At 41.3% G+C, this 14,925-nt stretch carries 12 protein-coding genes; 8 read left to right on the forward strand and 4 right to left on the reverse strand.

Features of this window, described 5'->3' with window-relative positions; translation table 11 throughout:
* Positions 1 to 26 precede the first annotated feature (26 nt).
* The 6 genes from CSV69_RS01020 (at position 27) to CSV69_RS01045 (ending at position 7,497) form a co-directional block, all read left to right on the forward strand.
* Positions 27 to 842: a DUF1444 domain-containing protein gene (locus CSV69_RS01020; RefSeq protein WP_099624699.1), complete on the forward strand. Its 816-nt coding sequence runs from the start codon at positions 27 to 29 to the stop codon at positions 840 to 842.
* On the forward strand, positions 839 to 1,444 hold the full coding sequence (gene ytpR / locus CSV69_RS01025; protein WP_099692544.1) for a YtpR family tRNA-binding protein: 606 nt from the start codon (positions 839 to 841) through the stop codon (positions 1,442 to 1,444). The genes CSV69_RS01020 and ytpR overlap by 4 nt, the downstream gene beginning before the upstream one ends.
* Positions 1,445 to 1,649: 205 nt before the next feature.
* Entirely contained in the window at positions 1,650 to 4,607 is a 2,958-nt protein-coding gene (locus CSV69_RS01030; RefSeq protein ID WP_233192307.1) for a DNA translocase FtsK, read from the forward strand.
* A gap of 130 nt (positions 4,608 to 4,737) precedes the next feature.
* On the forward strand, positions 4,738 to 6,051 hold the full coding sequence (gene murC / locus CSV69_RS01035) for a UDP-N-acetylmuramate--L-alanine ligase (RefSeq protein WP_085426590.1): 1,314 nt from the start codon (positions 4,738 to 4,740) through the stop codon (positions 6,049 to 6,051).
* A gap of 162 nt (positions 6,052 to 6,213) precedes the next feature.
* Entirely contained in the window at positions 6,214 to 6,666 is a 453-nt protein-coding gene (locus CSV69_RS01040; RefSeq protein WP_099692545.1) for a DUF948 domain-containing protein, read from the forward strand.
* Positions 6,667 to 6,726: 60 nt separating this feature from the next.
* On the forward strand, positions 6,727 to 7,497 hold the full coding sequence (locus CSV69_RS01045; protein ID WP_099692546.1) for a YtxH domain-containing protein: 771 nt from the start codon (positions 6,727 to 6,729) through the stop codon (positions 7,495 to 7,497).
* Between the two features lie 102 nt (positions 7,498 to 7,599).
* Here the strand turns inward: CSV69_RS01045 and CSV69_RS01050 are convergent, their stop codons facing one another.
* Complete coding sequence (locus CSV69_RS01050) at positions 7,600 to 9,735, reverse strand: cell division protein FtsA (protein ID WP_369823916.1); 2,136 nt, start codon at positions 9,733 to 9,735, stop codon at positions 7,600 to 7,602.
* A 164-nt stretch (positions 9,736 to 9,899) separates the two neighbouring features.
* Here CSV69_RS01050 and CSV69_RS01055 point away from each other — a divergent pair, with 164 nt between their 5' ends.
* Positions 9,900 to 10,982, forward strand: coding sequence for a bifunctional 3-deoxy-7-phosphoheptulonate synthase/chorismate mutase (locus CSV69_RS01055; RefSeq protein WP_085426587.1), 1,083 nt, complete (start codon positions 9,900 to 9,902; stop codon positions 10,980 to 10,982).
* 134 nt (positions 10,983 to 11,116) lie between these two features.
* Positions 11,117 to 12,118, forward strand: a complete 1,002-nt coding sequence (gene ccpA / locus CSV69_RS01060) for a catabolite control protein A (RefSeq protein WP_085426586.1) — start codon at positions 11,117 to 11,119, stop codon at positions 12,116 to 12,118.
* A gap of 117 nt (positions 12,119 to 12,235) precedes the next feature.
* Here ccpA and CSV69_RS01065 read toward each other — a convergent pair whose 3' ends face one another.
* From CSV69_RS01065 to CSV69_RS01075, 3 genes are read right to left on the reverse strand one after another with little or no spacing between them, the layout of a single operon-like run.
* Entirely contained in the window at positions 12,236 to 13,390 is a 1,155-nt protein-coding gene (locus CSV69_RS01065; RefSeq protein ID WP_085426585.1) for an acetoin utilization protein AcuC, read from the reverse strand.
* Entirely contained in the window at positions 13,387 to 14,031 is a 645-nt protein-coding gene (locus CSV69_RS01070; protein WP_085426584.1) for an acetoin utilization AcuB family protein, read from the reverse strand. Before CSV69_RS01070 ends, CSV69_RS01065 begins: the two co-directional genes overlap by 4 nt.
* A 15-nt stretch (positions 14,032 to 14,046) precedes the next feature.
* Complete coding sequence (locus CSV69_RS01075) at positions 14,047 to 14,679, reverse strand: N-acetyltransferase (protein ID WP_085426583.1); 633 nt, start codon at positions 14,677 to 14,679, stop codon at positions 14,047 to 14,049.
* Positions 14,680 to 14,925: the final 246 nt, after the last annotated feature.

A 14,925-nucleotide genomic window follows, 5' to 3' on the forward strand; every position in this document is an offset into this window, starting at 1 on the left:
TGAGTACGGAAGGAGAGGGACGACGAATGGAAGCTAAAGATTTGGTAGAAGAGCTGAAGAACCGCTTACCTAAAGAGAACTTTGATTGGCAATTTGATCGCAAGGCAGACAAATTGCGAATTGTCCACCATACTCTTCATAAAGGTATTGATATCTCGTTACCTGAAATTTTATCAAAGTATGAGCAAAAAAAAGAGCGTGCAATCGATGAGGTAGCATATACCATCCTGGAGACGTTCAGCGCAATGGAGCAAGAACAAGCAAAAGGTTTTGCAGGGGAAAATAATATTTTCCCGGTTATCCGTTCAACTTCATTCCCGACTGAAAGTTCTGCTGGGGAAACTTTCTTGACGAAAGATCATACGGCAGAAACACGGATTTTCTACGCGTTGGATTTAGGAAATACTTACCGCTTGATTGACCACGGTATGCTTTCCGATATGCAGATGACAGAACAGGAAATTCAAGAAGTTGCGATGTTTAAAGTCAAGACGTTACCAACAGCTTATAAGCAGGACATCGTATCTGACAATATCTTCTACTTCATCAATAATAATGATGGTTATGATGCAAGCAGAATATTGAACCAACCCTTTTTGAAGGAAATGGAAGAGAAAATCGAGGGACATATGGTTGTTTCCGTTCCTCACCAAGATGTGTTGATAATCGGTGATATTCGAAACGACACAGGTTATGACGTCATTGCGCAAATCGCTATGCAGTTTTTCACAACAGGTGCCGTTCCTGTTACGTCACTATCTTTCATTTATGAAGATGGTAAACTCGAACCAATTTTCATTATGGCAAAAAACAGATTGGCTAGAAGGGAAAAGAAAAAATGAATATCTTTTATAATCCAGAAGGTGTTGGCGACGTATTGTTCGTACAACTTACAACAGAAAGACCGGCAGCTATTGTAGCTGAAAGAACAAATAATGTAACAGTTATCAAAGACGAAAAGACAGGAAACGTTGTGGCTTTCAATTTATTTAATGCTACAAGTTATTTTCCGATTTCAGCAGTGGGTCAAGTAGAGTTGACAGAAGAGCTTGGCGAACAACTGCAAAAAGCCTTGAAAGAAAATGACATAGACTTAGAGCTTGAATTGGATTTCACTCCTAAATTTGTAGTAGGTTATGTTGCAGAAAAAGAGAAGCACCCAAACGCAGATAAATTAAATGTTTGCCAAGTGGAAGTAGGGGAGGGGACTCTACAGATCGTCTGTGGCGCACCTAACGTAGAAGCGGGACAGAAGGTAGTGGTAGCGAAAGTGGGTGCTGTCATGCCTTCAGGTATGATCATTCGCGATGCTGAACTTCGTGGAGTCGCTTCGTCAGGCATGATCTGTTCTGCTAAAGAATTGGGCTTGAAAGATGCACCTGAAGAAAAAGGTATTCTTGTATTGGAAGATGACCGAATCGTCGGAGAAGCTTTCGAAGCGTAAAATGTAAATATATCTATAATGAATAGCTTTTGCACAAGGCTCGTTAAGCTTGTAGCAAAAGCTTTTTTGTATTATTGTTACATAGGGTTACAAATCACTATTTTATACGGAAAGTACATAGAACTGTTTGATTTCCTCATAGAGAACCTGTTAAAATGAAATGATTGACATGAAAAGAGTGATATATTTGAGCTGGTTACGGAATATGAAAAGACGCCTTCAGCAAATGGAAGAAGGCAATGAAAAAGATGAACCTTTATATGAACAAAAAACTCCTGCAAATAACAATGAAATATACAATGAAAAACTTAATGAAAAAAACGATGAAAAACTTGATGAAAATAAAAAAACGAACTTTAGATTTCCGATAGTTTCTGACTATGAAATTTACGGATGGGAACCACAGACCCATCATGATGAATATACAAAAGATTATTTGCAAGATGAAATAGTTGAAGAACCCTATGAAATTATTCCTTTGCAACAGAATGAACGTTGGCCGGGCCGTTTTGAGACCAATGGTAAAGTGTATCGTGCGGAAACTAGACGTGAATTTGCACGCATTATTCCGCCTACATCTAATCCGTTACCTCTTCCGTTTTCTAATGGGAAACCTGAACGGAATTTACATGCAGAGCCGCAGCGAATCGAACCATATGAATCTAAGCATCCAGCAGAACCACAGGAACCTTCATATCAGCAACAGGAACCTGTGAAAATTGAAAAGCCAAAGAAAATGAGAAGACCATTCACGCCTACACATGTGCCGTCTCCTATCTACGGACTGAAAAGTAGTTCACCAATTAGTGAAGCTATGGAGTCGGTTATAGAAAAGAAAGATATGAAAGATCAAGAATTACACGGACAGCTAGAAGATCTTGATGAGGAATTGCCACTATCTTTGATTACCAATCAACAACCAAGCGAAGCACCGCTATTCGCTAGTTCATCAGAAAAAAGACAGCCAAAAGTGACTTCTACAGAAGAACATACTGAAGAAATCGAAGAAACGGTTTCTTTTGCATCTGAAACAGAGCCCGAAGAAGATATGGTTCACGTTGAGCAGACAGAAGAAGAGCCAGTGGCAGAAGAAGTAGTGGAAGAAGCTGAACAGGACAACGATTATTCTGAAACAGAAGAAATCATTATAGAGCCAGAAGAGTCACTTGTAGTCTCTGCCGTAACAGAAGAACTAGAGCAAACAGAAGAAGCAACGGAAGTGAAAGTAGAAGTAAAAGAGCCTGAGCATGTGGCAACTGAAACAAAGGAATTTGTAGAGACACCTGAAGAGACACCTGAAGAACCAATAATTGTTCCAGTGGACGAAGACATTGAAGAGCAAGAAGTAGAAGAAATGGCATCCGAAATGGATGATATAGAAAAGCAAGAAGAACCGATCAAGAAAGAAAAAATCGTACCATTTAATGTGTTGATGCTTAAATCTGATAAAGAAAGATTAGCTGCTAGAGTAGAAGAGCTAATTGCAGAAAATGCCGCAAAGAAACAATTAGTAGAAGAGTCGTTTGAAATAGAGACGGATCAAGTTCAGCAGCCTGCAGTGGAACAAGCAGAAGCGCTAGAACAATTAGAACCCGTAATTGAAGAACAACAGACTGTGATAGTAGAACCACGCGCGGAGGACTCGGAAGCCATTGCGAAAGAGTCTCAAGTCGTAGTGATAGAAACTGTTGCGTCAACTTCCGAAACGATTATAGAAGAACCAGAGGCGGAAATAGTTGAAGAAGAACCGCCACATTATGGATTCCCAACTATGCAGTACCTTGCACCTCCAGAAGAAGAAATAATAGATGAAGAGTGGCTTGCATCGCAATCTGAAACATTAGAAGATACTCTTTCTCACTTCGCTGTACAAGCGACTGTCGTACAAGCGGTTCAAGGACCTGCTGTGACGATGTTTGAATTAACTGTAATGCAGGGAACAAAAGTCAGTAAGATTCGAAACTTAACTGATGACTTAAAATTGGCTTTGGCGGCTAGGGATATTCGTATCCAAGCACCCATTCCAGGAACAAGTATGATTGGTATTGAAATCCCGAATCGTAAAACACGTGCTGTTCGAATTTCAGAGGTTATTGATAGTGACGCATTCATGAATTCCGACTCACCTTTAGAGGCAGTGCTCGGACTAAGCTTGACAGGGGAGCCGCAAACGATTGATTTGCGGAAGATGCCACACGGGATGATTGCTGGTGCAACAGGTTCCGGTAAATCCGTCTGTATCAACTCTATACTGATCAGTTTGCTGTATAAAGCTTCACATCATGACTTGAAATTATTACTTATTGATCCTAAAATGGTTGAGCTAGCACCGTATAACGGTATTCCTCACTTGTTGAGTCCTGTTATTACGGATGTTAAAGCAGCCACTGCCGCGTTGAAATGGGCAGTCAATGAGATGGAAAGACGCTATGAATTATTTGCGCATTCCGCAGTACGTAATATAGAACGTTATAACGAAATGGTCATGGAATCACGCCGTTTCTCTTTAAAGATGCCTTATATCTTAGTAGTGATCGACGAATTAGCTGATCTAATGATGATGGCTCCTGCAGATGTAGAAGTGTCGATTAGCCGAATTACGCAAAAAGCAAGAGCTTGCGGTATTCATTTGATCATTGCGACACAGCGGCCTTCTGTTGACGTCATTACCGGAACGATCAAAGCTAACATCCCAACACGCATTGCATTCGCTGTTTCCTCACAGGTGGATTCAAGGACCATCTTGGATTCGGTAGGGGCAGATCGTCTACTTGGTAAAGGGGATATGTTGTACTTAGGGAATGGTCAATCAGCGCCTGTCCGTCTTCAGGGGACGTTTGTCACGGATGATGAAATCGAGCGTATAATAGAACATGTTCGTAATGAAGCAGAACCGAATTACTTATTCGGCCAAGATGATTTGCTGGCGGCCGCTGTCCAAGAAGAGGAATCGGATCCGTTATTTGAGCAAGCCTGCAGCTTTGTCATAGAGCAGGGGAGTGCATCGACCTCGTCATTACAGCGCCATTTCAGCATCGGGTACAATCGGGCGGCGAAGTTAATTGACCGAATGGAAGCCAATCAATTTATATCTGAACAAAGAGGAAGCAGAGCGCGCGATGTCTTTTTGACTGAACAAGCATTTGAAAGCTTCATGAAGTAAATAATCCACACGTTCGTATCTAAACTTTTAACGAACACATGATATACTATGACAAGAAATAATCTCCGAGTCTATTTTAGGACAGTTGGAGATAAAAAGAGGGATGAAAGAATTCCCGGGAGGTTTCAATATGACATTGTTTCATTTTACAGGCATTAAAGGATCAGGAATGAGTTCCCTTGCCCAGTTACTACATGACTCTTCTTACACAGTTCAAGGTTCTGACGTGGAAAAATACTTTTTTACAGAAGATCCTTTACATGAAAGAAATATAAAAGTACTACCTTTTGACGAAAATAATATTCAGCCGGGTATGAAAGTGATTGCGGGGAACGCATTCAAAGATGACCATCCTGAATTAGTCCGTGCTGAAGAACTTGGTTTAGAGGTTATTCGTTATCATGACTTCCTAGGCTCTTACATGGAACAGTTCACATCCATTGGGGTAACGGGAACGCATGGTAAAACGTCTACCACAGGCTTGCTTGCGCATGTTTTAGGCGGCTTTGCGCCAACTTCTTTTTTAATTGGGGACGGTACGGGAAAAGGTGTCAAGGAGACAGAGTACTTTGTATTTGAGGCATGTGAATACAAACGTCACTTTTTGGCATACCATCCAGACTATGCGATCATGACGAATATTGATTTCGATCATCCAGACTATTTTACAAGTTTGGACGATATTCTAGACGCGTTTGGAGAAATGGCAAGCCAAGTCAAAAAGGCATTAATTGCTTGCGGAGACGACGATAACCTTCAAAAGCTACAATGTCAGGTTCCGATTGTCTATTACGGTTTAGATTCATCTAATGATTTCTACGCGGCGAATATTGAAAAAGATCAAAATGGTTGCTCGTTTGATGTATTCATCCGAAATGAATTCTATCATCGTTTCACTATTACGCAGACAGGTGATCATGCTATAAAAAATGCATTGGGCGTTATTACGCTATGTCACTATGAGAATATTCCAGCTGAAATTGTAAATGAACGCTTCGCGACGTTTACGGGTGTGAAAAGACGTTTTTCTGTCATGGAATTAGAAAATCGTGTCATCGTGGACGATTATGCCCATCACCCAACGGAAATTCGTGCGACATTGGACTCGGCACGTCAAAAATATCCAAATCGTGAAGTGATTGCTGTATTCCAACCGCATACTTTCAGCAGGACAGCTGCGATGCTAGATCAATTTGCAGAAAGTCTTTCTGAAGCAGATCATGTGTATCTATGTGATATTTTCGGCTCTGCGAGAGAACAAGAAGGAAGTTTAACGATTCAAGATTTGGTCGATAAAATTCCACATTCTCAACATTTAAAAATAAATGATATGTCAGGTCTAGCATCACATCAAAATCCTGTAATCCTGTTCATGGGTGCTGGAGATATCCAGCAATATTTAAAACAATTCAAATCTGACATAACTACAGAAGAGACAGCCTAATCTTTTATGAGAGGGCTGTCTCTCTTTTTTTAAGAAGTTTTAGGAATTTGTTAAAGGGAATAGCTAAGTTATGTCGAACAGGATGTAGTAGGACGAAAAGTTTAGAAACTCTGAAAGAGGGGTAAAGTTTTCGTAAGAATATGCTTTAGGAGGATTACGAAGGTGATCAATTTACTTTACGTTGCTGCAGTGATTGCGGCAATCGCATTTCTTATTCTTTGTGTAAGTCTGGCGATGACATTGGGGTCTTTAAAAACATCTTTACAAAGTGTCTCGCATACAGTGGATGACTTATCAAAGCAATTGGAAGGAGTGACTACAGAAAGTACACAGCTCCTACAAAAAACGAATCAGCTGGCCGAAGATCTGCAAGGGAAAGCGGACAAGCTGAACACTGTGGTGGATGCGGTAAAGGGAGTAGGCGACTCAGTGAACACGCTCAATCAATCCGTTCATCGGATCTCGAGCTCAGTCACTACCCAAGCTGAACAAAACAGTGATAAAATCGCGCAAGTAGTACAATGGGGAACTGTTGCGGTTGGTCTATACGATCAAATAAAGGAACGGCAACCTGAAAAGTCCGCTGGTTGGACAGTGTACAAAGCGCGCTCCTAGTACAAGCATTTTCCTTTGAAACATACAAAAAAACAGCTAATTCACAGGAGGAAGAAAAAAATGACAGAAAACAAACCAAACTACAACAACAACAACCAAGGTAACTACTCAAACACTTACGGACAGCCACAATATCCAGCAAACTACACATACCGTTCAACAAATGATCTGTATGATGAAGATAGTAGCGGCACAGGGAGTTTCATTGCCGGTGCGATCATTGGTGGAGTTATTGGGGCGGCAACTGCGCTATTCCTAGCACCGAAGACTGGCCGTGAAATGCGTGAAGATTTAACTACACAAGCTTCACAACTGAAAGACAAGAGTATTGAATTGAGTTCAACTGCGAAAGAGAAAGCAGTAGAACTATCAAGCACAGCAAAAGATAAAGCTGCTGAGCTGTCTAGTACAGCTAAAGACAAAGCGGCAGAATACTCAAGTGCGGCAAAAGATTATACAGCTGACTTCACGGATACTGCAAAAGAAAAAACAGCAGCATTCACTTCAGCGGCAAAAGACAAAACTTCCGAGTTTTCCCACAACATCCAAGAGCAATCTGAGCAGCTAGTGGGCAAGGTGAAATCTGCAACGTCAAAAGCTAATATTCCTATGGATGACGGAACTGTATCATCTGAAGGTGAAGAAGCCACGGATTATAAAGGTACAAAAGAAAATAACGAAGAATCAGGAAATCTTTCAAAAGCAAAAGATTCTTCAAATAAAAAAGAAGATAACAAATCTCCTAAAGCAGATACAACTGCTAAAAAGAATGAGCAGTCTAAAGGAAACAATACTTCTTCAAACAGTAACAACAAAAGCCACTCTAAGTAATAGTTAAAAACCTTCCTTTATTGGGAGGTTTTTTTGTGCACTACTAGATGAAGAACACACAATAAAAAGCTACGCTATGCAGTTGTCTGCACAGCGTAGCTTTTATTCGAATATGATCTCTAGTTGGTCACCGCCAAATATCAAATCATTGAAGCGAATAGATTCGCCGTTACGCAGTAATCGATAAGATGCCGTGGACTGTGTGGGTAACGTGAAATCAGTGAATGAAAATATATCACTAAAAATAATAGGGGAATGGGATAATACTTTGAACTCAACTTTGTCATTTGGCTGTACACGGTAGTCAAGATTTGCTGGTTCTTCGTTTACATAGACGGCAGTTCGTTGCTTCTTGATGACGATAGGCTTTTCGTTAAACAGTATATCGGCACGCTCTTCAAGAACAATCTCCAAATCTTTCGCTATTTCTTTTAATGAAAGAGCACCAGGATGACGCGTTTCGATGTGATCGTCTGCCTGAATCTGGTAGGCATCCGATACTACTTGGCCGTTTGCGATATAGACAGTCTCACGTTGCTTTAAACGATGGGGAGTACCGTTCCATATAATCGTATAAGCATCTGTTTCAAAATTTGAATGGGACGTTATGATGTCTTTTACTCTTGTTGTTTGATGTAAGGTTAATTCATCACGGTCTGCAATCTTGGTATCCATCGTAACGGGCCTTCCGTTTAGCAGGATTTCACCTATAACAGTCTTACTTACCCCGTTCAGTTGATAAGTGATTGATTGGGGTGCATCCATCAAGTCCCTGACTGTCGCTGTAGCGTCTGTACCGTCTTTGCCGAACATCAACTCAATGTTGTCCTGGTTTGCTATGCTGTCCTTTGTGCCGGCTTCAGTGCCGTTTAACAGGATGGTCGTAGAGGAACCATGCTCGCCGGGAATCGTTCGCCATTGCCCATTTACCTTAACAGTCAACGCAAGCCCTGGTTTACCGTATAATTGTCGGGCGGAAATCCGAGCTGCAAGCAAAGCGTCGCCTACTGTAAGTTCTTTTAATTCGAATAGTCGAATGGATTGTTCATTGACACTCAGGGAAATATAGTGAATGGGTGCTCTTTGTGCTGCAATTGCGATACCAATTGGCGTGACGAGTGCAGGGGAAGCTTCGATCTGATCCGAAAGTGTGACACCTGAAAGGGCATCTAGACTTCGAATGGCCACACGGTTTTCAGGAAGGTCCAGTTGCGTACTCACTTCTTTCGTGAGAGTAGGCGTTAATCCACCTCCGCCGACAATCATAACTGCCTGTGGAGAAGTGTTATGATTCAATCGCTTGATTTCATTAGCGATCGACAAAGCTAAATGTTTCACGGAAGGTTTTATTACATCAATCACTTCTTCAGCAGGTATTTCTTGTTCAAACCCTAAAATATCTTGAACTTTCAAGATATCTTGATCATTGATTTGTCGTTTCATTTGTTCAGCCATAGGGAAGTCGAGCAAATAGTGGCTGCTTAGTGCTTCGGTCATTTCGTCGCCTGCCACAGGCACCATTCCATAAGCGGTCACAGTATTTTCACTAACAATAGCAATATCCGATGTACCCGCTCCAATATCGACCAATGCGATATTTAATCTTCGCATGGAAGGGGGAACGAGCACATGAATCGCAGCAATCGGCTCAAGTGTTAAGGCTTCCATCTCAAGGTCTGCACGCTTTAATGCAGCGAGCAAAGATTCTACAACTACTCGAGGCAAGAATGTAGCGATGACTTCGACGGTTGCAGTGTTGCCTGTTTGGTCAATCAAGCTTCCAATCTTTTCATCATGTAATTTATAATACAAGACAGAATAACCAACACAATAATAGTGGTCATCCTCTTGTGATTGATGTGCGGAAAGTAACTTTTCTTGCGCATTTTGTACCGCTAATAACTCCAGCCGGTTAATATCTTCTTTGGAAATCAATGTTCGTTCTGAAATATCGACGGTTACGGTTCCTTCTGCTGTTTTCAATGAACGACCGGCTGCCGCTACACTTACGCGCTTTAAAGGACCATGAATTTGTTCCAACTCTTCTTTGATTTCTTGAATTATGGATGCGACGCTTAAAATATTATGTATTTGTCCATCAATCATCGAGCGTTCTTTATGTTCTTTTGAAATCAAGTCTACAATATGGAATGAATCGTTTTGTTCTTCCAGTACAATGCCCACTACGGAGCGTGTCCCGATATCAAGAGCGAATAACTTAGTAATCAGGATTTCCAACCTCTTTTCAATTTTTTTCTATGTGAAAATAGTGAATAAGGATTAATTCGGTGAAATTGCGTGACTTTTCAAAGAGTATTCATTATACTAGGTCTATTATATAAAAATGTAACATAGATTCCGGCGTTAGAAAAGGAAGATATGTACGGGGAGGAGACAGAATTATGAGCAAGCAAGATTTAGGTGAGTTGAGAGGTACGATTGATCAGTTAAACTTAGATATTCTTAAATTGATCAATGAACGTACAGGCGTTATCCAAGAAATTGGCAAGTTAAAAGAAAAGCAAGGTGTTAATAGATATGATCCGGTTCGCGAACGCGAGATGCTCAACGTCTTGAAGAAGGCCAACAATGGTCCTTTGCCAGACGGTATCCTGGAACAGGTATTCAAGTCTATTTTCATGTCAGCACTAGAAGTACAGCAAGATGAGCAGAAGAATGCATTGCTCGTATCCCGTACTAGAAAACCTGAAGACACGATTGTGGATGTAAACGGCCATAAAATTGGAGACGGAAATCCGTCTTTCGTATTTGGACCTTGTGCAGTAGAATCTTACGAGCAGGTTTTGGCAGTAGCAAAATCAATCAAAGCAAAAGGATTAACGATGATCCGTGGAGGAGCTTACAAGCCACGTACATCTCCATATGATTTCCAAGGTTTAGGCCTGGAAGGTTTAAAAATTCTAAAGCGAGTTGCAGATGAAACTGGACTTTCTATCGTCACAGAAATCATTACACCGTCACACTTGGAGGAAGCACTTGAGTATATCGATGTGATCCAAATCGGTGCACGTAACATGCAGAACTTTGAATTGCTGAAAGAAGCTGGGATGGTCAACAAACCAGTACTTCTAAAGCGCGGAATGTCTGCAACGATTTCTGAATTCGTCAACGCAGCTGAATATATTATTTCTAAAGGTAATACGGAGATCATGCTTTGTGAACGAGGAATTCGTACATATGAGACGGCTACTCGAAACACGCTCGATATCTCTGCTGTTCCAATCTTGAAGCAAGAAACGCACTTACCGGTATTCGTGGACGTTACACATTCCACTGGCCGTAAAGATTTATTGCTTCCAACAGCGAAAGCAGCAATCGCAGTAGGAGCAGACGGCGTTATGGCGGAGGTTCATCCAGATCCAGCCGTAGCATTATCGGATTCAGCGCAGCAAATGGATATTGCACAGTTTGACGAGTTCTACGAAGAGATTACTCGCTTCATGAACACACACCAAACGATTTAAAACATCCAACACCGAACCTTTATTACTAAGGTTCGGTGTTTTTCTGTATAGAATGACATATTTCTGCATAGAAAAACTTTATAATCCGTAAGAACACGGTATACTAGTAGAGAATAAGGATAGGAGGAGCAAAAATGGCTATCACAATTTACGATGTAGCAAGAGAAGCAAACGTATCGATGGCAACGGTTTCACGTGTAGTGAACGGCAATCAAAACGTGAAGCCGGCGACTCGCAAAAAAGTATTGGACTGTATTGAACGATTAGGGTACCGACCAAACGCTGTCGCTCGTGGACTGGCCAGCAAACGCACTACGACGATCGGAGTAATAGTCCCCGATATGTCTAAGAGTTACTATGCAGAGTTATCTAGAGGGATTGCAGACGTTGCCACGATGTATGAATACAATATCATTCTTTCCAACTCGGACAAGAGTACCTCTCGAGAGGTTGAATTGTTTGAAGATCATTTAGGTAAGCAAGTAGATGGATTGATCTTCATGAGTGATTCTATTTCACCTGAAGTACGTAAAGAAATGAAAACGGCGAATGTTCCAATTGTCTTAGCAGGGACGTTGGATTTTGAAACCAGTTTACCCTCTGTCAATATTGATCATGAACAAGCGGCATATGAAGCAACGAAGAAGTTGATCGACAACGGTCACAAACGCATTGCTTTTGTTTCGGGACCGTTTACGCGTGACATTAATCGTGTCTGCAAGCGTGTGGGATATATTCGTGCGTTGGAAGAAGCGGGAATGACAATCGATGAGTCCTTGATCGTGGAAACTGACAATACGTATGATGACGCGTACGAATGCTGGAATGTGCTAGGTAAAGTGTCTGATCCTCCGACCGCTGTCATGGCGAGCAGCGATGAAATTGCTGTTGGTATCATGAACGGAGTGCGTGATAAAAATCTGAGAATTCCTGAGGACATGGAGATTATTTGTTTCCAGCACTCAATTTTAGCGCGTATTGTGCGTCCACAGTTAACGTCGATTGTAGTGCCACTGTATGATTTAGGTGCTGTGTCCATGCGCTTGTTGACGAAGTTAATGAGCGAGGAAGAAGTGGAAGAGACTGAAGTTATTTTGCCTTATTATTTGGAAGAGCGGCAGTCAGTTAGGAAGTAAAAAAGAATAACGCTGTTGAAAAACGGATATGTTGTTCTGATCTTATACACTTACTATATTTTCTGTGAGATTATGAAATGTAAAAAGCAACTTATCTTTGCGATAAGTTGCTTTTTATTATGATTTTCTTATAACGTGCAGTGCTCTTGTTAGCATTTGCTCGTTTTTTTCGTTGATGTCATTTTTGCGAGGGACTGCTTCGTATAAGTCATCAGGGTCTTCCCAAGTCTCTATAAGAGGAACGGGGGATTCGGGTTGCCATTTGTTTAGCCAGGCTTCAGGTAGTCGCCCAGTAGGCGTTGGGATATCTTTCATCGTTAGCCATAGGTGTGACCATGCGCGAGGTACTACGCGCCAGATATCATATCCACCGCCACCAATTGCGATCCATTTGCCGTCGCAGTATTCTTCAGCAATTTCTTTTGCTAGTTTCGGAATCTCTTCATAGATTTTCATTGTGCTATATAAATGTGTCAATGGATCAAAGTAGTGTGCATCGGCTCCATTTTGTGTAAGAATAACGTCTGGTTTAAAGTGTGCTGCGACTTCACGTAGAGCCGTTTTATAGATGTGCAGGAATGATTCGTCTTCTGTGAATGCGTCAATAGGGAAATTGAATGAAGCGCCATAGCCTGCACCATTTCCTCGCTCTGTCACATTGCCTGTCCCAGGGAACAAATAGCGACCTGTTTCATGGATGGAGAATGTGCAGACGTTCGGATCATCGTAAAACGTCCATTGCACTCCGTCACCATGGTGGGCATCTGTATCTACATACAGTACGCGCGCCCCGTACTTTTGTTGTAAGTATTTAATAGCTACTGAACTATCATTGTAAATGCAAAATCCAGATGCTTTACCTTGGAATCCGTGATGCAAGCCACCGCCGAGATTCAGCGCATATCTTGAACGACCTTCCATTACTTCTTCAATCGCAGTAAGCGTACCGCCTACTAGCAATGCACTGGCTTCATGCATGCCATGGAAGAAGGGGGTATCTTCTGTACCGATTCCATAGATACTGCCAATATTTTCACTCACTTCACCTTTACTCGCTTTTTTTACGATTTCAATATACTTTGCATCGTGAGCTAGAAGCAGTTCCTCATCTGTTGCTGTACGTGGAATGACGATTTCATCTGGTTCAATTGTATTCATTTCGTCTAGTAAACTCTTGGTCAATACGATTCTTTTTTGATTGAAAGGGTGCGTATCGGAAAATTCATAGTTTAGTTGGTCGGTTGAAAAGATAAAGCTCGCTTGTCTTGTCATACGCCCATCTCCGGTTCACTTGGCCAAAGGACTTCAAACCCTTGTTTTTTTAACCCTTCGATGATTGGGAGCGGATTCATTCGTTTGATCCGGATGGCTAGAATTTTATACTGCTCGTCATCTTGAAAAGGATAGACGAGTACACTGAGCACGTTCGTATTGTGGTCATGGAATACTTTTGACACTTCATACAGAATGCCGGGTGTATTCGGTACACGAATTTGAATATGAGAACTTGGCTGATTGGCACCCGTCAGTTCGATATAGTTATACAATAAGTCCGTCTTAGTTAAAATTCCGACGAGTTGATAATTGGAAACGATAGGTAGACACCCAATTTCGTACGTATAGAACATCAATGCAGCTTCTTCTACGAAGTCCCGTGGATGTCCGATCAATAAGTCGGTTTTCATAATTTTATCGAGTGTTGTTTCATAAAGAGAAGGCTCCAGTCTCTCAGAAATACTTGAAGGAGACGCTTCTTTCACGTCGCGGTCTGTCACCAAACCTTGTACGCGCCCATCTTCCACAATGGGAATATGGCGAATTCGCTTTTCTTTCATTAGTTGTACCGCATCTGCAATCGTATGCGTGGAATTAAGTGTAATCACGTCTGTTTTCATAATATCTTGTACGAGCATGACCATTCCTCACTTTCAGTAATTAACGCGATTTTTGAAACGTACACGATCAAATTGTTGGATAGATTCTTGATCGACTCGTTTTCCGATCCTTGCCATTAATGCATTGGCAGGGTGGGAGCATACTTCGGGATCATCCGTAGAGAAAAATTCCATTCCACCTGCACGCATCATTTTCTCCATCATTTTACGATAATCCCATACTGTTAACCCTGTGCCTTTTAAATCCCAGTGCCAATAATATTCTGTCGTAATGATAATATAATCTTCCATTGCGTCATCAAGCATCGATAATTCCAGTAAAGACTTACCGATGCGTGCACCGCGATACGCGGCAACTACTTCGATGGCGCCTAGCTCTATTAAGTTATCTAAGTCTGCTTCATACCAACGTTCAAGTGGATCGGGATACAAGTACGTCACATATCCGACAATCATATTTTCAATTCTCGCTATATTAATACGTCCTTCAGGGAATGCGGCAATCTTTACTAATGCCTCTTGTTGTTGTTTTGGTGGACGAAAAGCTTTTAGTCCTTCATGAAATTCAAACGATGCTAATTGCTCGGATGAAACAGGACCTTCAATGACAAGCTCACCTTCTTCATGCGGAAACGTTCTGGAAAAGTAGGTTTTTATATGTTCCAAACAGTTCACCCCTTCCTAATCATTCTACCCTTTATACATATAAATAATCGCTGTAGGTACGATTAGTGTAGCTCTCTATTCAGTATACAATTTATAGATAGTAAAAGTATATTATTATCATGAAATAACTGAATTGTCGGTAATAAACTTTAGTCGTGGATGAAAGGGCGGTGCCGAAGATTTTGGAATAGGCGGAAGAATGCATGTACAGAAGCACTTCATGAAAAAACCGGAATACAATATACG

This window comes from Sporosarcina sp. P26b, from assembly GCF_002743245.1.
Taxonomy (GTDB): domain Bacteria; phylum Bacillota; class Bacilli; order Bacillales_A; family Planococcaceae; genus Sporosarcina; species Sporosarcina ureae_C.